Source organism: Aquincola agrisoli, from assembly GCF_036621135.1.
Lineage (GTDB): Bacteria > Pseudomonadota > Gammaproteobacteria > Burkholderiales > Burkholderiaceae_C > Aquincola > Aquincola agrisoli.
The window spans coordinates 727107-747607 of record NZ_JAZIBG010000028.1; the positions used below are offsets into that span (position 1 = coordinate 727107).

At 72.5% G+C, this 20501-nt stretch carries 23 protein-coding genes; 9 read left to right on the forward strand and 14 right to left on the reverse strand.

What is annotated here, in order from left to right; translation table 11 throughout:
• Positions 1–7 precede the first annotated feature (7 nt).
• Entirely contained in the window at positions 8–961 is a 954-nt protein-coding gene (locus V4F39_RS14995) for a complex I NDUFA9 subunit family protein (RefSeq protein ID WP_332290584.1), read from the forward strand.
• A 16-nt stretch (positions 962–977) separates the two neighbouring features.
• On the forward strand, positions 978–2240 hold the full coding sequence (locus tag V4F39_RS15000) for a multifunctional CCA addition/repair protein (RefSeq protein ID WP_332290384.1): 1263 nt from the start codon (positions 978–980) through the stop codon (positions 2238–2240).
• Here the strand turns inward: V4F39_RS15000 and V4F39_RS15005 are convergent, their stop codons facing one another.
• The 3 genes from V4F39_RS15005 to V4F39_RS15015 are packed head-to-tail and all read right to left on the reverse strand — an operon-like array spanning position 2241 to position 3927.
• The gene (locus V4F39_RS15005; protein WP_332290386.1) at positions 2241–2570 is read right to left on the reverse strand and encodes an antibiotic biosynthesis monooxygenase family protein; all 330 of its coding nucleotides are present in this window, start codon (positions 2568–2570) and stop codon (positions 2241–2243) included.
• 38 nt (positions 2571–2608) lie between these two features.
• Complete coding sequence (locus V4F39_RS15010; RefSeq protein WP_332290388.1) at positions 2609–2800, reverse strand: DUF2905 domain-containing protein; 192 nt, start codon at positions 2798–2800, stop codon at positions 2609–2611.
• A gap of 14 nt (positions 2801–2814) precedes the next feature.
• Positions 2815–3927 carry a class I SAM-dependent methyltransferase gene (locus tag V4F39_RS15015; RefSeq protein WP_332290390.1) on the reverse strand — a complete coding sequence of 371 codons (1113 nt, stop codon included), beginning with the start codon at positions 3925–3927 and terminating at the stop codon, positions 2815–2817.
• Between the two features lie 18 nt (positions 3928–3945).
• Between V4F39_RS15015 and V4F39_RS15020 the strand changes: the two genes are divergently transcribed.
• The 4 genes from V4F39_RS15020 to V4F39_RS15035 are packed head-to-tail and all read left to right on the forward strand — an operon-like array spanning position 3946 to position 6674.
• The gene (locus V4F39_RS15020) at positions 3946–4710 is read left to right on the forward strand and encodes an SDR family oxidoreductase (protein ID WP_332290392.1); all 765 of its coding nucleotides are present in this window, start codon (positions 3946–3948) and stop codon (positions 4708–4710) included.
• Positions 4707–5093 (forward strand): dihydroneopterin aldolase, encoded by a 387-nt coding sequence (locus V4F39_RS15025; protein ID WP_332290394.1) that lies wholly within the window; start codon positions 4707–4709, stop codon positions 5091–5093. The genes V4F39_RS15020 and V4F39_RS15025 overlap by 4 nt, the downstream gene beginning before the upstream one ends.
• Before the next feature lie 27 nt (positions 5094–5120).
• Complete coding sequence (gene ttcA, locus V4F39_RS15030) at positions 5121–6041, forward strand: tRNA 2-thiocytidine(32) synthetase TtcA (protein ID WP_332290396.1); 921 nt, start codon at positions 5121–5123, stop codon at positions 6039–6041.
• Positions 6042–6056: 15 nt separating this feature from the next.
• Complete coding sequence (locus tag V4F39_RS15035; protein WP_332290398.1) at positions 6057–6674, forward strand: DUF4136 domain-containing protein; 618 nt, start codon at positions 6057–6059, stop codon at positions 6672–6674.
• Between the two features lie 24 nt (positions 6675–6698).
• Here V4F39_RS15035 and V4F39_RS15040 read toward each other — a convergent pair whose 3' ends face one another.
• Positions 6699–7505, reverse strand: coding sequence for a DUF6279 family lipoprotein (locus V4F39_RS15040; protein WP_332290400.1), 807 nt, complete (start codon positions 7503–7505; stop codon positions 6699–6701).
• Between the two features lie 88 nt (positions 7506–7593).
• Between V4F39_RS15040 and glmU the strand changes: the two genes are divergently transcribed.
• Positions 7594–8964, forward strand: coding sequence for a bifunctional UDP-N-acetylglucosamine diphosphorylase/glucosamine-1-phosphate N-acetyltransferase GlmU (gene glmU / locus V4F39_RS15045; protein ID WP_332290402.1), 1371 nt, complete (start codon positions 7594–7596; stop codon positions 8962–8964).
• 6 nt (positions 8965–8970) lie between these two features.
• Here the strand turns inward: glmU and V4F39_RS15050 are convergent, their stop codons facing one another.
• The 3 genes from V4F39_RS15050 to tsaB are packed head-to-tail and all read right to left on the reverse strand — an operon-like array spanning position 8971 to position 11009.
• The gene (locus tag V4F39_RS15050; protein WP_332290404.1) at positions 8971–9747 is read right to left on the reverse strand and encodes a uracil-DNA glycosylase; all 777 of its coding nucleotides are present in this window, start codon (positions 9745–9747) and stop codon (positions 8971–8973) included.
• Positions 9734–10234, reverse strand: a complete 501-nt coding sequence (gene rimI / locus V4F39_RS15055) for a ribosomal protein S18-alanine N-acetyltransferase (protein ID WP_332290406.1) — start codon at positions 10232–10234, stop codon at positions 9734–9736. Before rimI ends, V4F39_RS15050 begins: the two co-directional genes overlap by 14 nt.
• 16 nt (positions 10235–10250) lie before the next feature.
• Positions 10251–11009 (reverse strand): tRNA (adenosine(37)-N6)-threonylcarbamoyltransferase complex dimerization subunit type 1 TsaB, encoded by a 759-nt coding sequence (gene tsaB, locus V4F39_RS15060; protein ID WP_332290408.1) that lies wholly within the window; start codon positions 11007–11009, stop codon positions 10251–10253.
• Between the two features lie 87 nt (positions 11010–11096).
• Between tsaB and dacB the strand changes: the two genes are divergently transcribed.
• Positions 11097–12626, forward strand: coding sequence for a D-alanyl-D-alanine carboxypeptidase/D-alanyl-D-alanine endopeptidase (gene dacB, locus V4F39_RS15065; RefSeq protein ID WP_332290410.1), 1530 nt, complete (start codon positions 11097–11099; stop codon positions 12624–12626).
• Between the two features lie 4 nt (positions 12627–12630).
• Here the strand turns inward: dacB and V4F39_RS15070 are convergent, their stop codons facing one another.
• From V4F39_RS15070 to purE, 4 genes are read right to left on the reverse strand one after another with little or no spacing between them, the layout of a single operon-like run.
• A complete protein-coding gene (locus tag V4F39_RS15070) occupies positions 12631–13587 on the reverse strand; it encodes an SGNH/GDSL hydrolase family protein (protein ID WP_332290412.1) in 957 nt (318 codons plus the stop codon).
• A 15-nt stretch (positions 13588–13602) separates the two neighbouring features.
• The gene (locus V4F39_RS15075) at positions 13603–14610 is read right to left on the reverse strand and encodes an L-threonylcarbamoyladenylate synthase (protein ID WP_332290414.1); all 1008 of its coding nucleotides are present in this window, start codon (positions 14608–14610) and stop codon (positions 13603–13605) included.
• A 10-nt stretch (positions 14611–14620) separates the two neighbouring features.
• On the reverse strand, positions 14621–15796 hold the full coding sequence (locus tag V4F39_RS15080; RefSeq protein ID WP_332290416.1) for a 5-(carboxyamino)imidazole ribonucleotide synthase: 1176 nt from the start codon (positions 15794–15796) through the stop codon (positions 14621–14623).
• The gene (purE, locus tag V4F39_RS15085; protein ID WP_332290585.1) at positions 15793–16257 is read right to left on the reverse strand and encodes a 5-(carboxyamino)imidazole ribonucleotide mutase; all 465 of its coding nucleotides are present in this window, start codon (positions 16255–16257) and stop codon (positions 15793–15795) included. The genes V4F39_RS15080 and purE overlap by 4 nt, the downstream gene beginning before the upstream one ends.
• 98 nt (positions 16258–16355) lie before the next feature.
• Between purE and V4F39_RS15090 the strand changes: the two genes are divergently transcribed.
• Entirely contained in the window at positions 16356–17297 is a 942-nt protein-coding gene (locus V4F39_RS15090) for a tetratricopeptide repeat protein (RefSeq protein ID WP_332290419.1), read from the forward strand.
• Positions 17298–17304: 7 nt separating this feature from the next.
• On the opposite strand, the gene V4F39_RS15095 is transcribed toward V4F39_RS15090, so the two are convergent.
• From V4F39_RS15095 to fba, 3 genes are read right to left on the reverse strand one after another with little or no spacing between them, the layout of a single operon-like run.
• Positions 17305–18417, reverse strand: coding sequence for a hypothetical protein (locus V4F39_RS15095; protein WP_332290421.1), 1113 nt, complete (start codon positions 18415–18417; stop codon positions 17305–17307).
• Between the two features lie 13 nt (positions 18418–18430).
• Entirely contained in the window at positions 18431–19339 is a 909-nt protein-coding gene (locus V4F39_RS15100; protein ID WP_332290423.1) for a phosphoribosylaminoimidazolesuccinocarboxamide synthase, read from the reverse strand.
• A 5-nt stretch (positions 19340–19344) separates the two neighbouring features.
• On the reverse strand, positions 19345–20409 hold the full coding sequence (gene fba, locus V4F39_RS15105; protein ID WP_332290424.1) for a class II fructose-bisphosphate aldolase: 1065 nt from the start codon (positions 20407–20409) through the stop codon (positions 19345–19347).
• Positions 20410–20501: the final 92 nt, after the last annotated feature.

The window sequence follows — 20501 nt, forward strand, 5'->3', positions numbered from 1 at the left end:
CAACCACCTGCGCAACATCCTCGTGCTGGGCGGCACCGGCTTCGTCGGCCGCGTCCTCGTCGAACGGCTGGTACGCCGCAGCGGCGGCGCCGGCGGCCGCATCGTCGTGCCGACGCGGCGCGCCGCACGCGGCAACGCGCTGCGCTTCCTGCCCACCGTGGAGGTCGTCCAGGCCGACGTCAACGACCCGCGGCAGCTGGCACGCCTGCTGAACGGCTGCGACGCGGTGGTCAACCTCGTGGCCATCCTGCACGGCAGCGAGGAGGCCTTCCGCCGCGCGCATGCCGAACTGCCCCGGCAGCTGGCCGAAGCCTGCCGCGCCGCCGGGGTGCGGCGCGTGCTGCACGTGAGCGCGCTCGGCGCGTCGAGCAGCGCGCCGTCGCGCTACCTGCGCAGCAAGGCCGCCGGCGAGGCGGTGCTCGAGTCCTCGGGGCTGGACCTCACGGTGCTGCGGCCCTCGGTGCTGTTCGGCGCGGAAGACCGCTTCCTGAACACGTTCGCCGGGCTGCAGGCCGTGTTCCCGGTGATCCCGCTCGCGGGGGCCGATGCGCGCTTCCAGCCCTGCTGGGTCGACGACGTGGCCGAAGCGCTGGTGCGCTGCCTCGAGCGGCCCGAGACCATCGGGCAGACCTACGAGTGCGCGGGGCCGCAGGTCTACACGCTGCGCGAACTGGTGCGGCTGGCCGGGCGCTGGGCGGGCCACCCCCGGCCGGTGCTCGCCCTGCCCGGCGCCCTCGGGCGGCTGCAGGCCGGCGCGATGTCGCTGATGCCCGGCGAGCCGCTGATGTCGTGCGACAACCTCGATTCGATGAAGGTGCCCAACGTCGCGACCGGCGCGCTGCCGGGGCTGCCGGCGCTGGGCATCACGCCGGCGCCGCTGGAGCAGGTCGCCCCTTCCTACCTCGGCCGGCGCGACGGTGTGGCGCGGCTCGATCCGCTGCGCGCCACCGCGCGGCGCTGACCGGCGAGCAGCCGCGATGCGCATCTACGGCGTGGGCGGCGCGGTGCGCGACCGCCTGCTGCGCGAGCAGGCCGGCCAGCCCGACGGGCCCCACGAGGGCGACCGCGACTGGGTGGTGGTGGGCGCCACGGCCGAGCAGCTGGGGGCGCTGGGCTACGTGCCGGTGGGGCGCGATTTCCCCGTGTTCCTGCACCCCCAGACGCGCGAGGAATACGCGCTGGCGCGCACCGAGCGCAAGTCCGCGCCCGGCTACCGCGGCTTTGTGATGCACGCCGATCCATCCGTCACGTTGGAGGAAGACCTGCAGCGGCGCGACCTCACCGTCAACGCCATCGCCGAGGCCGAGGACGGCACGCTGATCGACCCGTTCGGCGGCCGCCAGGACCTGGCGGCACGTGTGCTGCGGCACGTGTCCGGCGCGTTTGCCGAAGACCCGGTGCGCATCCTGCGCCTGGCGCGCTTCGCGGCGCGCTGGCCGGATTTCAGCGTCGCGCCCGAGACGATGGCGCTGGCCGGGCGCATGGTGGCCGACGGCGAGGTCGACGCGCTGGTGCCCGAACGCGTGTGGCAGGAGCTGTCGCGCGGGCTGATGGAGGCGCGGCCCAGCCGCATGTTCGAGGTGCTGCGCGCGTGCGGCGCGCTGCAGCGCCTGCTGCCGGAAGTCGACCGCCTGTGGGGCGTGCCGCAGCCGCCGCAGCACCACCCGGAGGTCGACACCGGCGTGCATGTGATGCTGGTGGTCGACATGGCCGCACGCCTGCACGCACCGCTGCCCGCGCGCTTCGCCTGCCTGGTGCATGACCTCGGCAAGGGCAGCACGCCGCCCGAGGAATGGCCGCGCCATATCGCCCACGAGGCGCGCAGCGTGAAGCTGGTGCAGCGGCTGTGCGAACGCCTTCGCGTGCCGGCTGAGTGCCGCGAGCTGGGCGAGGTCACCGCGCGCGAGCACGGCAACGTGCACCGCAGCGCCGAGTTGAACGCCGCGGCGGTGATGCGCCTGCTGGAGCGCTGCGACGCGCTGCGCCGGCCCGAGCGCTTCGCCCAGATGCTGCTGGCCTGCGAGTGCGATGCACGCGGGCGCACGGGTTTCGAGGACGCACCCTACCCACAGCGGGCGCGGCTGCTGAAGGCGCTGTCGATCGTGCAGGGGGTGGATGCGCAGGCGGCGTCGGCGGCGGCCGCCGCGCGCGGCCTGCGCGGGCCGGCGGTGGGGGAGGCGGTGCGCGAGGCGCGCACGGCGGCGCTGGCGGCCGGGCTGGACGCCGGCACGGACTGTTGATCAGGCCGCGCTGAAGCCCGACAGCGGGTGTGCCAGCCCCTCGTCGCCATAGCTGCGCAGCACCTGCGAGATGACGACGCGGTAGCCGTCGAGCCACCTCGATTGCGCCGCTTTGGCTTCGAGGTGCCGTGGATGCTGCATCAGCGCCTGAAGCGCTTCGAGCGAGGCCCAGTAGTACACGTTCGACATCTGCCCCGTGGCCGCGTTCTCCCAGGCCTCCTCGCCGATGTAGCCGGGAATGGCGCGCGCCGCGGTCGCGATCGCTTCGTCGAGCCGATGGAACTCGTCGTCGTACTGCTTCTTGGCAAAGATGAAGGTCGATGCGTACATGGCCGCGCCCCGCGCAAAGCGCCGATTCTGCGGCCGTGTCAGATCAGCATCCCGATCCCCATCGCGATCAGGCTCAGCACCAGGCTGCTGGCCACCGGCAGGAACCATTCGCGGCCGAACAGGATGAAGCGGAAGTCGCCGGGCAGCCGCCCGAGGCCGATGCGGCGCAGCCAGTGCTGCAGCCCGTTGAAGATCAGGCAGGCGAGCAGGAAGACGATGAGCCAGCGCATGCGCGGTGCCTCGGCTACAGCCGGTGCGAGCGGTCGCCCGCGCTGAAGCCGACGGCGTCGAAGGGCTCGCCGCGGACGAAGCCGACGACCTTGAACAGCTCGCCCATCTCGTGCTCGGCCACCAGCTTCTGCGCGTTCGCGAGCGTGCGCACGTCGCCGCGGGCCTGGGCCTCGGCCATCGCGGGCGCGATGCCGCAATTCAGCAGGAAGCGGCCCTGCGAGGTGTAGCCCAGCACCTCCAGCCCGGCGTCCTGCCCCGCCAGCGCGATGCCGGTGAAGTTGACGTGCGCGGTGATGTCCTTCAGCCCCGGATCGGCCAGCGGATCGGCGTCGGCCTGGTGCGCGCGGTGGCACATCAGCGTGCCGCCGGTGCGCTGCGGGTGGTAGTACTCGTCCTCCGGGAAACCGTAGTCGATGAAAAACGCCGCGCCGCGCTGCAGTCGCTCGGCCAGCGTGCGGACGAAGGCCTCGGCCTGCGGGTGGATCTCGACCGTGGTGCCGGGCACGAACGGGGCCTGCACCGGCGGGCGCAGCCCGGTGGCGCGGTCGGCGAAGGCCAGCGCGCCGTCGGCGTCGAGCGCCACGCCGCGCTCGCACCAACGCGTGCCGTCCCAGTGCAGCAGCTGCACCGGCATCGCGTCGAGCACCTCGTTGCCGACGACCACCCCCTCGAGCGCCGGCGGCAGCGCGTCGACCCAGCGCACCCGGTCGCCGAAGGGTGCCAGCCGCGCCTGCTGGCGTGCGCGCAGGCTGCCGGACAGGTCGACGATGGTGTAGCGCCGCACGCGGTCGCCCAGCGCTTGCAGCAAGCTCTCGGCCAGCGCGCCGGAGCCGGCGCCGAACTCCCAGAGCGCGTCGGTGCCGGTGGCGTCGAGCGCCTGGCGCGACTGCACCGCCAGCGCCTGCCCGAACAACGGCGAGAGCTCCGGCGCGGTCACGAAATCGCTGCCCGACGACGGCAGGGCGCCGAACTTCACGCTGCCGTGGGCGTAGTAGCCCAGGCCGGGCGTGTACAGCGCCGCCGACATGTACCGGTCGAACGGCAGCCAGCCGCCGGCGCGCGCGATCTCCCCGCGCAGGTGCGCCAGCAGGGCGCTCGATACACTGGCGGGTTCTACTTCGTGCATTCCGGCATTCTAGAAACCATGGTCACGCGACGCGTTGCGCTCGTCACCGGAGCGGCCCGGCGGGTCGGCCGGACGATCGCGCTCGACCTGGCGCGCCATGGCTTCGACGTGGCGGTGCACTGCCACCAGATCGACGGCGACGCGCAGGCCACCGTCGACGACGTGCGCGCGCTGGGCGTGCGGACCGAGCTGCTGGCCGCCGACCTGGCGGACGAAGCCGCCTGCCGCGCCCTGGTGCCCGCCGTGGTCGAGCGCCTCGGGCAGCTGGACGCCGTGGTCAACAACGCCTCGGTCTTCGAGCACGACGACGCCGCCTCGTTCCAGCACGCCACGATGGAGCGCCACTGGCGCGCCAACACCGCCGCGCCCATCCTGCTCGCGCAGGCGCTGCATGCGCATGCGCAGGCGCGCGGCGCACGGGGCTGCGTGGTGAACCTGCTCGACCAGAAGCTCTGGAACCCGAACCCCGACCACCTCTCGTACACCCTGTCGAAGGCGGCGCTCGAGAGCGCGACCACGATGCTCGCGATGGCGCTGGCGCCGTGCCTGCGCGTGGCGGGCGTGGCGCCCGGCGTCACGCTGCCCTCGGGTCCGATGAGCGAGGCCGAGTTCCAGCGGGCGCACCGCATGACGCCGCTGGAGCGCTCCTCCACGCCCGAGGACGTGGCGCATGCGGTGCGCTTCGTCCTCGAATCGCCCGCCATCACCGGGACCACGATCCTGGTCGACGGCGGCCAGCACCTCGCGGCCCAGCCGCGCGACGTGATGTTCCTCGCCTCATGAACCTCCTGCACCCCGACCTCGCCGACTGCCGGCGCCTTTTCCTGCGCGACTACGAGGTGTGGATCAACATCGGCGTGCACGATTTCGAGAAGCGCGGCGAGCAGCGCGTGCTGATCAACGTCGACCTGTTCATCCCGCTGGCGGTCTCCACGCCCGTCGCGGATGCGCTGCACGAGGTGGTCGACTACGACTTCATCCGGCGCACGGTGGCCGAGCGCGTGCAGCGCGGCCATGTGCACCTCCAGGAAACCCTGGCCGACGACGTGCTGAAGGCGCTGCTGGCCAACCCGCGGGTCAAGGCCGCGCGGGTCTCCACCGAGAAACCCGACGTCTACCCCGACTGCGACGCCGTGGGCGTCGAGGTCTTCGGCATCCGGCGCTGAGCCGCGCCACAGAACAGAGCATCTGCCATGAGCGACACCGCCCTCGACACCCCGCCAGCCGCCGGCGCCGACCGCAAGGCCGCCTTCGAAGCCAACAAGCTCAGCAAGCGGCTGCACCGCCAGGTGGGCCAGGCCATCGCCGACTTCAACATGATCGAGGCGGGCGACAAGATCATGGTCTGCGTCTCGGGCGGGAAGGACAGCTACGCGCTGCTCGACATCCTGATGAACCTGCGCAAGCGCGCGCCGGTCCCGTTCGAGCTCGTCGCCGTCAACCTCGACCAGAAGCAGCCGGGCTTCCCGGCCCATGTGCTGCCGGCGTACCTGGAGCAGGTGGGGGTGCCCTTCCGTATCGAGGAGCAAGACACGTATTCGATCGTCAAGCGCCTGATCCCCGAAGGCCAGACGATGTGCTCGCTGTGCTCGCGGCTGCGGCGCGGCATCCTGTACCGCGTCGCGAGCGAACTGGGCGCCACCAAGATCGCGCTGGGCCACCACCGCGACGACATGGTGGTGACGCTGCTGATGAACATGTTCTTCGGCAGCCGCATGAAGGGCATGCCGCCCAAGCTGGTGAGCGACGACGGCAAGCATGTGGTGATCCGCCCGCTGGCCTACGTGGCCGAGACCGACCTGGAGCGCTGGGCGGAGCACCGCGCGTTCCCGATCATCCCGTGCACGCTGTGCGGCAACCAGGAAGGCCTGCAGCGCGCGCAGATCAAGGCCATGATCCGCGACTGGGACCGGCAGTACCCGGGCCGCATCGACAACATGTTCACCGCGATGGGCAACATCGTGCCCTCGCACATGATGGACAGGAACCTGTACCCCTTCACGAGCCTCCAAGCCACTGGCGTGGCCGATCCCGCGGGCGACAAGGCCTTCGACGAGGACGACCCCTGCGAGCCTGCAGCCCCTTCGGTGGTGAAGCTGCGGCTCGACGACTGATACAAGGGAACCGCGATGAAGCTCCTGTCCTCCCCTGCGGCCCGTGGCGTGCGGCTGGCCGCCACCGCGGCGGCGCTGGCCGTGCTGGCCGGCTGCGCCGCGCTCGACAGCGTGACCAGCGACGTGTCCAGTTACGGCACCTGGCCGGCGGGCCGGGCGCCGGGCACCTATGTGTTCGAGCGCCTGCCTTCGCAGGCCGCGCAGCCGCAGCAGCAGGCGGCGCTGGAGGACGCCGCGCGCGCGGCGGTGGAACAGGCCGGCTTCAAGCCCGCAGCCGATCCGGCGCGGGCCGATGTCACCGTGCAGCTCGGTTCGCGCATCACCCGCTACGAAAGCGCCCCCTGGGACGACCCCATGTGGTGGAACTGGGGCTTCGGCTACGGGCGCTACGGCGGCTGGCGCTCCGGCGTGGGCCTCAGCTACCGCTTCGACAGCCAGCGCTACGAGCGCGAAGTGGCGGTGCTGATCCGCGACCGCGCCACCGGCGCGCCGCTGTACGAGTCGCGTGCGGTCACCGACGGCATGTCCAGCGGCGATGCCCAGACGCTGGCCGCGATGTACGAGGCGGCGCTGAAGGACTTCCCGACCCCCGCCGTCAGCCCGCGGCGCGTGACCGTCCCGATGGCCCGCTGACCGGCGGCACCTCGCGCCGGCGCCTCAGGGGCGCCGCGACAACGCCAGGGCATCGGCCTCCCAGCCCCTGAGCCGCTCGCGCGCGTGCTGGCGCTGCGCCGGTGTGGTGCTGTTGTGCAGTTCGGCGATCCAGTGGCAGTTGTGGTCGTTGAGCTTGCGCTGGTAGGCCGCATAGGCCGGGCGCGGCGAGCGCACCCAGCGGTCGAGCAGGCCCCTCACCGCGGCCTGCGCCGTGGCCGCCGGCACGGCCCGGCCCTCCGGCGCCAGGCTGCGCAGGGTCTGCAGCGTGTCCTGCTGGCGCGCCAGCCGCTCCTGCTGCCACGCCTGCGGATCGAAGGGCGAAGCCGCCAGCGCCGCCGCCACGCGGGCCTGCTGCGCCGCATCGAGCCGGCCGTACAGGCGCTCCAGCCGTTCGAGGTTGCGCTCCAGGTGGGCCTCGCGGCGCACACGCAGGTCGGGCTGCAGGAAGTCTTTTCGCCAGTCCTCGTTGCTCTTCTCGTACCGGCGTTCGATCTGTTGCCACTGCACCGGCGTCAGCGTCACCGCGATCGCGGCGGCCGGGGCCACCACCTGCGCCAGTGCGGCGTCCGCGCGCTGCAGCAGCTCGGTCTCCCATTGGCAGACGGCCGCGGGCGTCGTGGGGGCCATCACCTGGGACTGCAGGCGCGCGAGCTGCGCCGCGTAGTCGGGCAGCTGCGTGCTGCGGTGCCAGCGGAACCACGCATCGATCGCCTCGCGCGCACGCGGGCCCTGGTCGTCGTCGAGGTCCACGTAGCCGCCGAGCCGCCAGGCCACCCACTGCGGCGCCTGGTTGTAGGCCAGCTGCACCACCGCACAGCCGGCGACCGCGGCCGCCAGGAGGGCCGCGCCGATAATCCGCGTCCACCTCCGCCAAAGCACATCACTGCTCGGTTCACGCATGGCTCTCCACATCGTCATCATGGCCGCGGGCAAAGGCACCCGCATGAAATCCGACCGGCCGAAGGTCCTGCATCGGCTGGCCGGCAGGAGCCTCCTGCTGCACGTGCTCGACAGCACGCGGCCGCTGCCGGCCCGCCGCACGCTCGTGATCGTCGGGCATGGCGCCGACCAGGTCGAGAAGGCAATCCATGTGCCCGGCGTGGCCTTCGTCCAGCAGGTGCCCCAGCTCGGCACCGGCCATGCGATCCAGCAGGTGGTGCCCCACCTCGACGAGGACGGCACCACGCTGATCCTCAACGGCGACGTGCCGCTGATCCGCACCGAGACCGCGCAGGCGCTGGCGGATGCCTGCGGCGGCACTCGCCTGGCGCTGCTCACGGTGACGCTGCCCGACGCCACCGGCTACGGCCGCATCGTGCGCGACGCCGCCGGCGGCGTCGCGGCCATCGTCGAGCACAAGGACGCCACGCCGGCGCAACGCGAGATCCGCGAGGTCTACACCGGCATGATGGCCGCGCCGACGGCGTGGCTGAAGCAGGCGGTGATGGCGCTCGACAACCGGAACGCGCAGCAGGAGTACTACCTCACCGACATCGTGCGCATGGCCGTGGCGCAGGGCCTGCCGGTGGTCGCCTCGGCGGCGCGCAGCGAGGCGGAGGTCCGCGGCGTGAACAGCCCGGCCGAGCTGGCGCAGCTCGAGCGGCTGCACCAGGCCGCCCAGGCGCAGGCGCTGATGGAGGCCGGCGTGCGGCTGGCCGACCCGGCGCGGCTCGACGTGCGGGGCAGCCTGCAGTGCGGACGCGACGTGGAGATCGACGTCAACTGCATCTTCGAGGGCGACGTGCAGCTCGGCGACGGCGTGCGCATCGGCGCCCATTGCGTGGTCCGCGATGCGCGCATCGACGCCGGCGCGGTGATCCACCCCTTCACCCACATCGAGCAGGCCCACGTGGGCCCGGGCTCGCTGATCGGCCCGTACGCCCGGCTGCGGCCGGGCGCCGAGCTGGGCGCGGAGGTGCACATCGGCAACTTCGTCGAGGTGAAGAACTCGACGCTGGCCGACGGCGCCAAGGCCAACCACCTGGCCTACCTGGGCGACGCCACCGTGGGCGCGCGGGTGAACTTCGGCGCCGGATCGATCACCGCCAACTACGACGGCGCGAACAAGCACCGCACGGTGATCGGCAACGACGTGCACGTGGGCAGCAACTGCGTGCTGGTGGCGCCGGTGACGCTGGGCGACGGCGCGACGATCGGCGGCGGCTCCACGATCGCCAAGGACGCCCCTGCCGGGCAACTCAGCGTGGCGCGTGCGAAGCAGGTCGCCCTGACGGGGTGGACGCGGCCGGTGAAAGCGCCGAAGGGCTGACGGCCGTCAGGCCGGCGCCAGCCGGCCTTCCAGCACCTGTGCCGCCAGGCACAGGTCGTCCCACGAACGAGCCTTGTCGGCCGGCTGGCGCAGCAGGTAGGCCGGGTGGTAGGTCACGACCAGCGGCACGCCCTCGTACTGGTGGACCCGGCCGCGCAGCCGGCCGATGGGCTCGCTGCTGCGCAGCAGGGCCTGCACCGCGAAGCGGCCCATCGCGAGGATGACGCGGGGCTGCACCAGGGCGATCTGCCGCTGGAGGTAGGGCTCGCACCGGGCCAGCTCGGCCGGTTCGGGATTGCGGTTGCGCGGCGGTCGGCACTTCAGGGTGTTGGCGATGAACACCTGCTGCGCCGGCGGCGCCTCGGCCCGCGTCAGCCCCAGGGCCTGCAGCATGCTGTCGAGCAGCTGGCCGGCCGGCCCGACAAACGGCTCGCCCAGCCGGTCCTCCTGCTCGCCGGGCGCCTCGCCGACGATCATCCAGTGCGCGCGGGTGTTGCCGACGCCGAAGACGGTGTTGCGCCGCGACGCGCACAGCGGGCACGCCGTGCATGCCGCCACCGCCTCACGCAGCGGCTGCCAGTCGAGCGTGGCGATCGAGGACGGCCCCGGCGCCGCGGCGGCGGCAGCCGGTGGTGCGGCCGCGGCGACCTCTACCGGGCGCTCGACGGGCGCCGCCGGCGCGTCATCGGCCGGCGGCGGCTGGCCGGCCGCGTGGCCGGGCGGCTCGAAGAGGCGGATGCCCATCTCGCCGAGCATCGCGCGCTGGCGGTCATTCCAGCGCATCGAACGCTCCCAGGTCCAGCGCCATCACCAGGGCGTCTTCCCGCTGGCCGCCCGGCGCGGGGTAGTAGCCGCGCCGCAGGCCGATGTGGCGGAAGCCGGTCTTCTCGTACAGCAGCCGCGCAGGCTCGTTGCTCGTGCGCACCTCCAGCAGCAGCCGCGACAGCCCGGCCGCCCGCGCATCGGCCGCCAGCGCATCGAGCAGGGTGCGGCCATGGCCCTGCCGCTGCCAGCAGGGCGCCACCGTGAGGTTCAGCAGGTGCATCTCGTCGACCCCGCGCATCGCGACGTCGTAGGCGATCAGGGCGCCGTCGGCGGCGCACAGGACCGAGGCGGCGTAGCCCGCGGCCAGCGAATCGATGAAGTTGCCGCGCGACCACGGGAAGGGGTAGGCCGCCTGCTCCACGGCCAGCACCGCGTCGAGCATCGACAGCGTCATCGGCGAGCGCCGCCAGGGTGGCGGCGGCACGGCTTGCAGCAAGGCGCTCAACGCGACACCGCCCGCATCACGGCAGCACCTTCGCCGCCCGCTCGGCGGTGGTGAGCGCGACCTTGTCCCGCACGTACAGCGGCAGCGCCAGCGCGGGATCGATGGCCAGGCCGGCATGCCAGGCCTGCTCCGCCAGCCGCCGCAGCGCCGCGGCCCGGTCATGCTCGTGCATCACGCGGCGGGCGGCGCCGGTGGGCAGGCGCTCGCCGAACGCCGCCAGCGCCGAGCCGGCCACGCAGGCGGGCGGCTCGGCCTGCCAGCGGGCGGCCAGCGCATCGGCCGCCCAGAGCGCCGGTGCGGCCAGCACCTGCCACCGGCTGCCCGTCCAGCGGTAGGTGGCGGCGTAGATCTCGTCCATGCGCGCATCCATCGCCACCGACACCGTGCCCGCCGCATCGCCGAGCTGCGCCCGGGCATCCTCGGCCACGAGGGCCAGGCTGTCGACCGGCAGCACGGGCTTGCCGGCGCCCAGCGCCAGCCCCTGGACCACCGCACACGCCGTGCGCAGGCCGGTGAACGCGCCCGGGCCCTGGCCGAAGGCGATCGCGTCCAGGGCCGACAGGCGCGTGCCCAGCTTCGCCAGCAGCATCTGCACCACCGGCAGCAGCCGCGCCGAGGCCAGCGCGCCGCCGGGTTCGCTCACGCCTGCCTCGCGGCCCGCGGCCTGCACGGCGACGGCCAGGCGTTCTGTGGAGGTGTCGATGGCCAGCAGGGCAGGCGAGGCGGCAGCGGCCTCGGCGTGCGTGGTGCACGCGGTGATGGGCGACGACGACATGGTGTCCAGTGTAGGGGAAGCCCGTGCCCGGCCGGGCCTCCCGGCAGGCCTGTGCCCGGCTCGGCGAGCCCGTGCGATCATGCCCCGATGCCCCTGCCGCCCTGCCTGTTCTCCCGCGCGGCGACGATGCCCGCGCACCTGGTCGCGAAGCACCTCCTGCTGGCCGCTGCGCTCGTGGTGGTGCCGCCCGCCCCGCTGCAGGCCGCGCCGATGCTGCCGCCGGCGGTGGCGGCGGTCCTGCAGCGCGAGCGCATTCCGGCGGAGGCGCTCTCCGTCGTGGTCGAGGAGGTCGGCGCCGAGGCGAACGCCGGGGGTGCCAACGCCGCCGGCTCCCCGCCCGCACGCAGCGTCCGCCTGCGCCACCAGGCGGACCGGCCGCTCAACCCGGCGTCCCTGATGAAGCTGCTGACGACCTACGCGGCGCTCGACCTGCTGGGCCCGGCCTGGACGTGGAACACGCCGGTCTGGCTCAACGGCGAGGTGCACGACGGCGTGCTCGACGGCTCCCTGATCATCCAGGGCCGCGGCGATCCCAAGCTCGTGCTCGAGCGGGTGTGGCTGCTGCTGCGCCGCGTGCAGCAGGCCGGCGTGCGCGAGATCCGCGGCGACATCGTGCTCGACGGCAGCGTTTTTGCGCCGCCCCGGGCGGCACCGGGCGACTTCGACAACGAACCGCTGCGGCCCTACAACGTGCGGGCCGACGCGCTGCTGCTGAACCAGAAGACCGTCGTCTACCGCTTCACGCCCGACACGGCGCGGCAGGTGGCGGTGGTGAGCGCCGACCCGGTGCTCGCCGGCGCGGCAGTGCAGGCCGAGGTGCCGCTCGCCGCCGGGGCCTGCGGCGACTGGCGCGGCGCCTTGCGCGCACGCTTCGAGGAGCCGTCGAACGTCCGCTTCGAGGGCCGGTACGCCGAGGCCTGCGGCGAGCGGCAATGGCCGGTCGCCGACCAGCAGCCGCAGACCTATGCGGCACGCCTGATCGCGCAGATGTGGGAGGACGCCGGCGGTCGCCTGGCGGGCCGGGTGCGCGAAGGCTCGGCCCCCACCGCCACCCCGCCCAGCTTCGAGTTCGCGTCGCCGCCGTTGGCCGAGGTGGTGCGCGACATCAACAAGTACAGCAACAACGTGATGGCGCAGCAGCTGTTCCTCACGCTGGGGCTGGAACGCGGCGGCCAGGGATCGCCCGAGGCGGCGCGCGAGGTGCTGCTGCGCTGGCTGGCCGACCGCCTGCGCCTGCCCGCCGCCGCGCTGCACGGGCTGCAGCTGGACAACGGCTCGGGCCTGTCGCGCGACACACGGCTGACTGCGGGGCTGCTGTCGCGGATGCTGCAGTCGGCCTGGCGCAGCCCGGTGATGCCGGACCTCGTCGCGTCGCTGCCGGCGACGGCGACCGACGGCACGCTGCGGCGCTCGCAGGCGCCGGCCGGCCGCGCGCACCTCAAGACCGGCTCGCTGCGCGACGTGGCCGGCGTGGCCGGCTACGTGCTCGGGGACAGCGGCCGGCGCTACCTGGTGGTGGCCATCGTCAACCACCCGAATGCCGCCGCGGCGCGGCCGGCCTTCGATGCCCTGGTGCAGTGGACGCTGGACGACGGGCCGGCGGGCGGCCCGCCCTGAACGATCAGAACGGGTTGTTCTTGGCGCGGTACTCGGCCAGATCGCCCATGCGCTCGTGGAACTCGGTGCCCGGGCGGAAGCTGTCGGCCCACAGGTAGTTGTCGACCTTGTCCTCGGCGATGCCGCTCTTCAGCGTCTTGTTGCTGCAGTTGGGCAGCACGGCGGTGTCGGCGCAGATCGCCTCGGTGACGTTGTCCAGCCCGTAGTTGCCGTCGTACTTGACCATCTCCTGCGTCTCCAGCTCGCCGAAGACGAGGCCGATCAGCCGGCCGTCCTGGATGAGCGCCAGGCGCATCGCCAGGTTGTATTCCTTGACCAGCTCCGACAGCAGCGCCTCGGCCTTCTCGGCCTTGGCGTAGGGCGACAGGCCGAGGTCGGGAATCGTCGAGACGACCACGCGCGGCCCGGCCTTGGCCAGCTTGTTGATCAGCTCGCCCCATTGCTTGCCGCGGGCCTGGGCTTCCTCGATGACCTGCGCCCGCGTGACGGTGCCGCCGCCGTCGCGCAGGCGCTCGTAGAGCTCCTTCACGTCGTGCGTGCCCACCATGACGGTCGCCAGGTCCTTGCTCGTCAGGGCGCTGGCGCCGTTGATCTGGGCCTCGAAATCGGCAACCTTGGCGTTGGCGGTCGCCAGCACCAGGGCCTTGGCCTCCTCGGTGCCGGACTTGCAGCCTTCGAACGTGAAGCCGAAGCCGGAGGCGACGTACTGCGTCCAGAGGGGATAGGTCCGGCAGTTCAGCGCCCCGTCGCTGTCCACGAAGTTGACGCTGTACTTGCTGCCCTTCTTGAGGGCCACGCCGCCGGCGCCGGTGGTGTCGGCCGGCACGATGATGCTCATCTCGTCGCCGAAGGCAAGCAGGCGCGACGGCTCGAACTCATCGACCTGCCCTCCGCCACATGCCGACAGCACGGCGGCCGCGCCGATCGCGAAAGCGCCGCGCCAAAGTTTCTTCAAGTTCATCGGTTCTCCGTTGGATCAATCAGCCGCGGCCCGTTGCAGCCGGTCGCGCACGCCGTCCCATTCGGGCCCGGCGGGCGGTTGCTCGACCCAGATCAGCGACACGCCGGTGCCGTCCAGGTCGCGCAGCGTGGCGAACAAGGCCTGCGCCGCGGCGGCTGCGTCGTCCGGCATGCGCCGATGGTGAGCGGCGCCAGGCGGCGGCAGCACGGTGCGGGAATATACCGCCAGCGTTTTGCCGGTCGGTGAGCGGGTGTTGCCGGCCGTCGCCGCATCGGCGAACACCGCCAGCGCCTCGCGCAGCGCGGCCGCCGGCATGAGCCGGACCTTGGCATGCGGTGCGTAGTGCGAGGCCAGCGTGCCCGGGGCCCGCGGCGCCTGGCCGTCGGGGCGCACCAGCGGCTGGCCGGCGGCCTGCTCGATCTCCTGCGGCGTCAGGACGCCCGGGCGCAGCAGCACCGGCACGCCGCGTGTGCAGTCGACGATGGCCGATTCGATGCCGACGTCGCAGGCGCCGCCGTCGAGCACGGCGACGGCATCGCCGAACTCCGACTCGACATGCGCCGCCGTGGTCGGGCTCACGCGGCCGAAGCGATTGGCGCTGGGGCCTGCCACGCCGCGCACGCCGCGGGCGGCAGCCGCGCGCAGCAGCGCCAGCGCCACCGGATGCGACGGGCAGCGCAGGCCGACCGTGGGCTGCCCGCCGGCCGCCACCGCGGCCACGCCGTCGGCGCGCGGCACGATGACGGTCAGCGGACCCGGCCAGAAATGCTCGGCCAGCCGCTGCGCGAGCGGTGGCCACTGCGCCGCGAAGGCCGCGGCCGCGGCGGCATCCGCCACGTGCACGATGAGCGGATGGCCCGCAGGCCGGCCCTTGGCCTCGAAGATGCGCGCTGCCGCGGCGTCGTCGTCGGCCCGGGCACCGAGCCCGTAGACGGTCTCGGTCGGGAACGCCACCAGTTCGCCCGCGGCCAGCCTGTCGGCAGCTTCGTCGATGGCCGCCGGGTCCTGCGCATCCAGTCGCATGGCGGCCGCCTCAGTAGGCCGCCAGGCCGAGCAGCGCCGAGACCTGCAGCGCCACCGCCCTGGCCGCGGCCGCATCGGCGGCGGTGACCGTCAGGTGGCCCATCTTGCGGCCGCGGCGGGGCTCGGCCTTGCCGTAGAGGTGCAGGTGCACGCCCGGCAGCGCCAGCACCTGCGCCCAGGGCGGCTGGCGCTCGGCGCCGTCCGCGCCGAACCACAGGTCGCCCAGCAGGTTGAGCATGACCGCCGGCGAATGCAGGCGCGGCGCGGCCAGCGGCAGGCCGCACATCGCCCGCACCTGCAGCTCGAACTGCGACACGTCGCAGGCGTCGATGCTGTAGTGGCCCGAGTTGTGCGGCCGCGGCGCCATCTCGTTGGCGACCAGCCGGCCGTCCGCCAGCACGAAGAATTCGACGCAGAGCACGCCGACGTAGTCCAGCGACCCCGCCACCGCCTCGGCGCAGTGCACCGCCTGCTGTTGCAGCGCTTGCGGCACGTCGGGCGCCGGCACCTGGGTAACGGCGAGGATGCCCTCGCGGTGCAGGTTCTGCTGCACCGGCAGGTGCACGCAGGCGCCATCGGCGCCGCGCGCCAGCACGACGCTGATCTCGTGCGCCAGCGGCAGGCGCTGTTCCAGCACGCAGGGTGCGTGCTGGAGCGAGGCCCACGCCGCCGCCAGCCCGGCCCGGTCCGCCACGCGCGCCTGGCCCTTGCCGTCGTAGCCCAGCCGCGAGGTCTTGAGGATGCCGGGCAGCAACGCGTCCGGCACGGCGGCGAGCTGCTGCGCCGTCTCGATCACCGCGAACGGCGCGCAGGGCACGCCGCAGCGCTGGAAATGCAGCTTCTCGGCCGCGCGGTCCTGGCAGACGGCCACCGCTTCGGCGCCCGGGGCCACGGGCCGCTGCGCCGCCAGCGTGCGCAGCGCCTGGGCGGGCACGTTCTCGAACTCGGTGGTGATCGCGGCCGAACACTGCGCCAGCGCCGAAAGGCCCTGCGCATCGGTGTAGCCGGCAGCGATGTGGTGCTGGGACGCCTGGCCTGCCGGGCTGCCCGCGTCGGCTTCGAGCACGGCGGTGGCATAGCCCATCGCCTGCGCGGCATGCACGAACATGCGGCCGAGCTGGCCGCCGCCCATCACGCCCAGCGTCGCGCCAGGCAGGATCGGCGCACGAGGTGCCGCGGCGCTCACTTCAGATCCTGCGTCATCGCGCGCGCGGCCTCGGTCTGCCGGGCCCGGAAGGCCTCGAGCTTGGCGCGAAGCGCGTCGTCGCCCGCCGAGAGCATCGCCACCGCGAACAGCGCCGCGTTGGCGGCGCCGGCCGTGCCGATGGCGAAGGTCGCGACCGGGATGCCCTTGGGCATCTGGACGATGGAGTGCAGCGAATCGACGCCTTGCAGGTGCCGGCTGGCCACCGGCACGCCGAGCACCGGCACGACCGTCTTGGCCGCCAGCATGCCGGGCAGGTGCGCGGCGCCGCCGGCACCCGCGATGATGGCCCGCAAGCCCCGCGGCTGCGCGCCTTCGGCGTAGGCGAACATGTCGTCGGGCATGCGGTGGGCCGAGACGACCCGGGCTTCGTAGGGAACGCCGAACTCGGCGAGAATCGCGGCCGCGTGTTGCAGGGTATCCCAGTCGCTGCTGGAGCCCATCACCACACCGACCACGGGCGGGGCGCTTGTCAAGGCTCGCTCCGTGGAATGCAGGAAGCCTTGAATTGTAGGCGTCCGCATTCAACTCCTTAGAAGCCATGATCGACATCACGCTCCAGAACTTCGAGGCCGACCTCATCCAAGCATCGATGCAGCAGCCCGTGCTGCTCGACATCTGGGCCCCGTGGTGCGGGCCCTGCCGCACGCTCGGGCCGATGCTGGAGAAGCTCGAGACCGAATACGCCGGCCGCTTCACGCTCGCCAAGCTCAACAGCGACGACCAGCCCGAGATCGCCGGCCAGCTGAGCCAGGCCTTCGGCGTGCGCTCCATCCCCTTCTGCGTGATGTTCCACCAGGGGCAGCCTGTCGACGGCTTCGTGGGGGCGCTGCCCGAGGCGCAGATCCGCCAGTTCCTCGACAAGCACGTGCCGTCGACCGATGCGCTCGAGGCCGAGCAGGAAACCGAGGAAGCCGAGGCGCTCGCCGCCGACGGCGACACCGGCGCCGCGCTCGACAAGCTGCAGCACGCGGTCGCGATCGACCCGGGCAACGACGCCGTGCGCTGCGACTACGTGAAGCTGCTGATCGAGAACGGCCTCGTCGAACAGGCCCGCAGCGCCTACGAACCGGTGGCGAGCAAGGCCCTCGTCGACGCGCGCATCGCCGCGCTCGGCCACTGGCTGGCCGCGTGCGAGAAGGCCCCCACGGCACGCAGCGAGGCGGCGCTCGCCGCGGCGCTCCAGGCCAACAAGCGCGACTTCGACGCACGCTTCGAGCTGGCGCAGACGCACTTCGCGGCCGGCCGCTTCACGCAGGCGATGGACGAGCTGCTGGAGATCGTGATGCGCGACAAGGCGTGGTCCGAGGAGCTCGCCCGCAAGACCTACGTCGCGATCCTCGAGGTGATGGCCAAGCCGGCCCCCAAGCCTGCGGCGGCGGAAGCCAAGGGCACGCTGGAAGTCACCGGCAAGACAGCTGCCGTGCCGGCCGACCCGGTGATCGACCAGTACCGCCGCAAGCTGAGCATGGCGCTGTTCTGAGACCGCGTCACGCGGTCGCCGGGACGATGTCCTTCAGCGCCTCGTCGAGCAACGCGACCAGGCGCTCCTGCTCCCCCCGGTGGGCCTGCAGGTCGCTGCGGGCCCTTTCGCGCAGCACCGCGGCGGTGCGCGCCTCGCCCAGCTTGTCGAACACCTGCGCCAGGCGCGCCTCGGCCAGCGCGCGGTCGTCCAGATCGCAGGGCTGGCGCAGGCTGCTTTCGGCGGCCCGGGCATCGGCCTGGGCCTGCTGCGCATCGCCGAGCTGGAGCCTGCACCAGGCCATGTCGGCCAGGAAGCAGGGCTTCATCCGCTCCAGGCCTTCCGAGAGCGCGGCGTCGTAGTGCTGCGTGTAGACCGCCAGGGCTTCGGCCCATTGCTGGTCGTGCGTCAGAAGCTGCGCCTGCACCATCGGCACCAGCGACACCAGGGCCGCGGCGCCGATGCCGGCGTCGAAGCGGGTGATCGACTCGGTGCTCATCAGGGCCTGGCGCGTCACGTCGGCCGACCCCTCGCCGAACATCGCGGCCAGCCGTGCCTGGCTGCCGCGCAGCGAGGCCTGGTTGTGCATCAGCGCGGACAGGTGCGCCTCGTCGCCGTCGGCGGCCGCATGGAAGCGGGAGCGTGCGTACCACGGCAACGCACGCCGCTCGTCGCCGGCAAAGTGGTAGGCATAGGCGACGACGAGGCAGGCGCGCGAGCGTGCCGAATGGTGGTCGGCTTGTGCACTGGCGAGCGCCTCGTGCACGTGCTGGGCCATGCGCACCATGTCGTGGTTGGCCACGTCCATGTGCGCCAGCCAGGCCGCGCTGAGGGCGCGCAGCGGGGCGAGGTGCGCCGCGCCCGACAGCGCGTGGGCGCGCAGCACGCGGTCGCGGGCCGAAGGCCCGAGGTGCGTGTAGTAGTCGTGCAGGCCCTCGGCCAGGCTCAGCCACGCGCTCACCGCCGCGTGAGGGCGCCACGCGAACTGGGACTGCAACGCGGTGATCAGCATGCGCGCCTGGGCCATCTGGCCCTGCCGCGCGAGGAAGCAGGCCCGCTCGGCCTTCAGGCACGCCACCTCGACCGGATTGCGCGCCTTCGCGATCGCGCCATCGAGCCGGGTGAGCAAGCGCGATCGCATGGCCGGCGCGGGCTCAGCCCGCCTCGACGAGGCGCCGGTACGCTTCCTGGTACTTGTCGGCCGTGCGGTCGACGACGTCCGCTGGCAGCGCCGGCGCCGGCGCCTGCTTGCCCCACGGCTGCCCGTCGATGCGCACCTGCTCCAGCCAGTCGCGCACGAACTGCTTGTCGTAGCTCGGCGGGTTCTCGCCCTCGCGGTAGCTCTCCACCGGCCAGTAGCGCGAGGAGTCGGGCGTCAGCACCTCGTCCATCAGCGTCAGCGTGCCGTCGGCATCGAGCCCGAACTCGAACTTGGTGTCGGCGATGATGATGCCCTTGGTGAGCGCGTAAGCGGCCGCCTCGGCGTACAGGCGGATCGCGATGCGGCGCACCTCTTCGGCCCGCTCGCGGCCCACCACCTCGACCATGCGCTCGAACGAGATGTTCTCGTCGTGCGTGCCCATCTCGGCCTTGGTGGCCGGCGTGAAGATCGGCTCGGGCAGCTTGCTCGCGTTGCGCAGCCCCGGCGGCAGCGGCACGCCGCACACCTGGCCGTTGGCCTGGTACTCGGCCCAGCCGCTGCCGGCCAGGTAGCCGCGCACCACCGCCTCGATCGGCAGCGGCTGCAGCCGCTTGACCAGCATCGAACGGCCCCGCACCTGCGCCACCTCGTCGGCCGCGACCACGCTTTCCGGCGCCTCGCCGGTCAGGTGGTTCGGCACGATGCCCTTGAGCTTGTCGAACCAGAAGAGCGCCATCTTGGTGAGCAGCTCGCCCTTGCCGGGGATCGGCTCGCCCATGATCACGTCGAAGGCCGAGAGGCGGTCGCTCGCCACCATCAGCAGGCGGTCGTCGCCGACGGCGTAGTTGTCGCGCACCTTGCCGCGCGCCAGCAGCGGCAGCGAACGGATCGACGAGGTGTGCAGCGCGGGGATCTCGCTCATCGTGCTCAGACCACGGTCTGCGCCAGCGCGCCCGACGCGTAGCGGCTGGCCATCTCGGCCAGGGTGATGCCCTTGATCTTCGGCGCCTGGCCTTCGCAGCCGAACTCGAGGTAGCGTTGCTTGCAGATCTGCTTGGCGGCTTCGCGGGCGGGCTTCAGCCACTCGCGGGCGTCGAACTTGTCCGGGTTCTCGGCCATGAACTTGCGCACCGCGCCGGTCATCGCCAGGCGGATGTCGGTGTCGATGTTGATCTTGCGCACGCCGTGCTTGATGGCTTCCTGGATCTCCTCGACCGGCACGCCGTAGGTCTCCTTCATCTTGCCGCCGTACTGGTTGATGATGGCCAGCAGTTCGGCCGGCACCGACGAGGAGCCGTGCATCACCAGGTGGGTGTTGGGGATGCGCTTGTGGATTTCCTTCACGCGGCTGATGGCCAGGATGTCGCCGGTGGGCTTGCGGCTGAACTTGTAGGCGCCGTGGCTGGTGCCGATGGCGATGGCCAGCGCGTCGAGCTGCGTGGCCTTGACGAAGACCGCGGCTTCCTCGGGGTCGGTCAGCATCTGGCTGTGGTCGAGCTTGCCGACGGCGCCGATGCCGTCTTCCTCGCCGGCATCACCGGTTTCCAGGTTGCCGAGGCAGCCCAGTTCGCCTTCGACGGTGACGCCGACCTTGTGCGCCATGTCGACGACCTTGCGCGTGACGTCGACGTTGTAGTCGAACGAGGCCGGGGTCTTGCCGTCGTCCATCAGCGAGCCGTCCATCATCACCGAGCCGAAGCCCAGTCCGATCGCGCCTTCGCAGACCTTGGGCGAGGTGCCGTGGTCCTGGTGCATGACGAGCGGGATGTGCGGGTAGGCTTCGACGGCGGCCTGGATCAGGTGCTTGATGAAGCTCTCGCCGGCGTACTTCCGTGCCCCGGCGCTGGCCTGCAGGATGACCGGGGCACCCACTTCGTCGGCGGCGGCCATCACGGCCTGCACCTGCTCGAGGTTGTTGACGTTGAAGGCCGGGATGCCATAGCCGTTTTCAGCGGCGTGGTCCAGCAGTTGGCGCATCGAGACGAGAGGCATGTCGAGCTTCCTGAAGAGTGGATGGAATCTGGGGGCGCGCGCGGTCGCCACGCGACAGCCGAAGGCGGTGATTTTAAGCGGCGCGGACGCAC

Bases quoted from the DNA above. Each gene is read 5' to 3' on its own strand.
- V4F39_RS15000 (WP_332290384.1), top strand. From the start codon at position 978: ATGCGCATCTACGGCGTGGGCGGCGCGGTGCGCGACCGCCTGCTGCGC.
- V4F39_RS15005 (WP_332290386.1), bottom strand. From the start codon at position 2,570: ATGTACGCATCGACCTTCATCTTTGCCAAGAAGCAGTACGACGACGAG.
- V4F39_RS15010 (WP_332290388.1), bottom strand. From the start codon at position 2,800: ATGCGCTGGCTCATCGTCTTCCTGCTCGCCTGCCTGATCTTCAACGGG.
- V4F39_RS15015 (WP_332290390.1), bottom strand. From the start codon at position 3,927: ATGCACGAAGTAGAACCCGCCAGTGTATCGAGCGCCCTGCTGGCGCAC.
- V4F39_RS15020 (WP_332290392.1), top strand. From the start codon at position 3,946: ATGGTCACGCGACGCGTTGCGCTCGTCACCGGAGCGGCCCGGCGGGTC.
- V4F39_RS15025 (WP_332290394.1), top strand. From the start codon at position 4,707: ATGAACCTCCTGCACCCCGACCTCGCCGACTGCCGGCGCCTTTTCCTG.
- ttcA (WP_332290396.1), top strand. From the start codon at position 5,121: ATGAGCGACACCGCCCTCGACACCCCGCCAGCCGCCGGCGCCGACCGC.
- V4F39_RS15035 (WP_332290398.1), top strand. From the start codon at position 6,057: ATGAAGCTCCTGTCCTCCCCTGCGGCCCGTGGCGTGCGGCTGGCCGCC.
- glmU (WP_332290402.1), top strand. From the start codon at position 7,594: ATGGCTCTCCACATCGTCATCATGGCCGCGGGCAAAGGCACCCGCATG.
- V4F39_RS15050 (WP_332290404.1), bottom strand. From the start codon at position 9,747: ATGCGCTGGAATGACCGCCAGCGCGCGATGCTCGGCGAGATGGGCATC.
- tsaB (WP_332290408.1), bottom strand. From the start codon at position 11,009: ATGTCGTCGTCGCCCATCACCGCGTGCACCACGCACGCCGAGGCCGCT.
- dacB (WP_332290410.1), top strand. From the start codon at position 11,097: ATGCCCCTGCCGCCCTGCCTGTTCTCCCGCGCGGCGACGATGCCCGCG.
- V4F39_RS15070 (WP_332290412.1), bottom strand. From the start codon at position 13,587: ATGAACTTGAAGAAACTTTGGCGCGGCGCTTTCGCGATCGGCGCGGCC.
- V4F39_RS15075 (WP_332290414.1), bottom strand. From the start codon at position 14,610: ATGCGACTGGATGCGCAGGACCCGGCGGCCATCGACGAAGCTGCCGAC.
- purE (WP_332290585.1), bottom strand. From the start codon at position 16,257: ATGGGCTCCAGCAGCGACTGGGATACCCTGCAACACGCGGCCGCGATT.
- V4F39_RS15090 (WP_332290419.1), top strand. From the start codon at position 16,356: ATGATCGACATCACGCTCCAGAACTTCGAGGCCGACCTCATCCAAGCA.
- V4F39_RS15095 (WP_332290421.1), bottom strand. From the start codon at position 18,417: ATGCGATCGCGCTTGCTCACCCGGCTCGATGGCGCGATCGCGAAGGCG.
- V4F39_RS15100 (WP_332290423.1), bottom strand. From the start codon at position 19,339: ATGAGCGAGATCCCCGCGCTGCACACCTCGTCGATCCGTTCGCTGCCG.
- fba (WP_332290424.1), bottom strand. From the start codon at position 20,409: ATGCCTCTCGTCTCGATGCGCCAACTGCTGGACCACGCCGCTGAAAAC.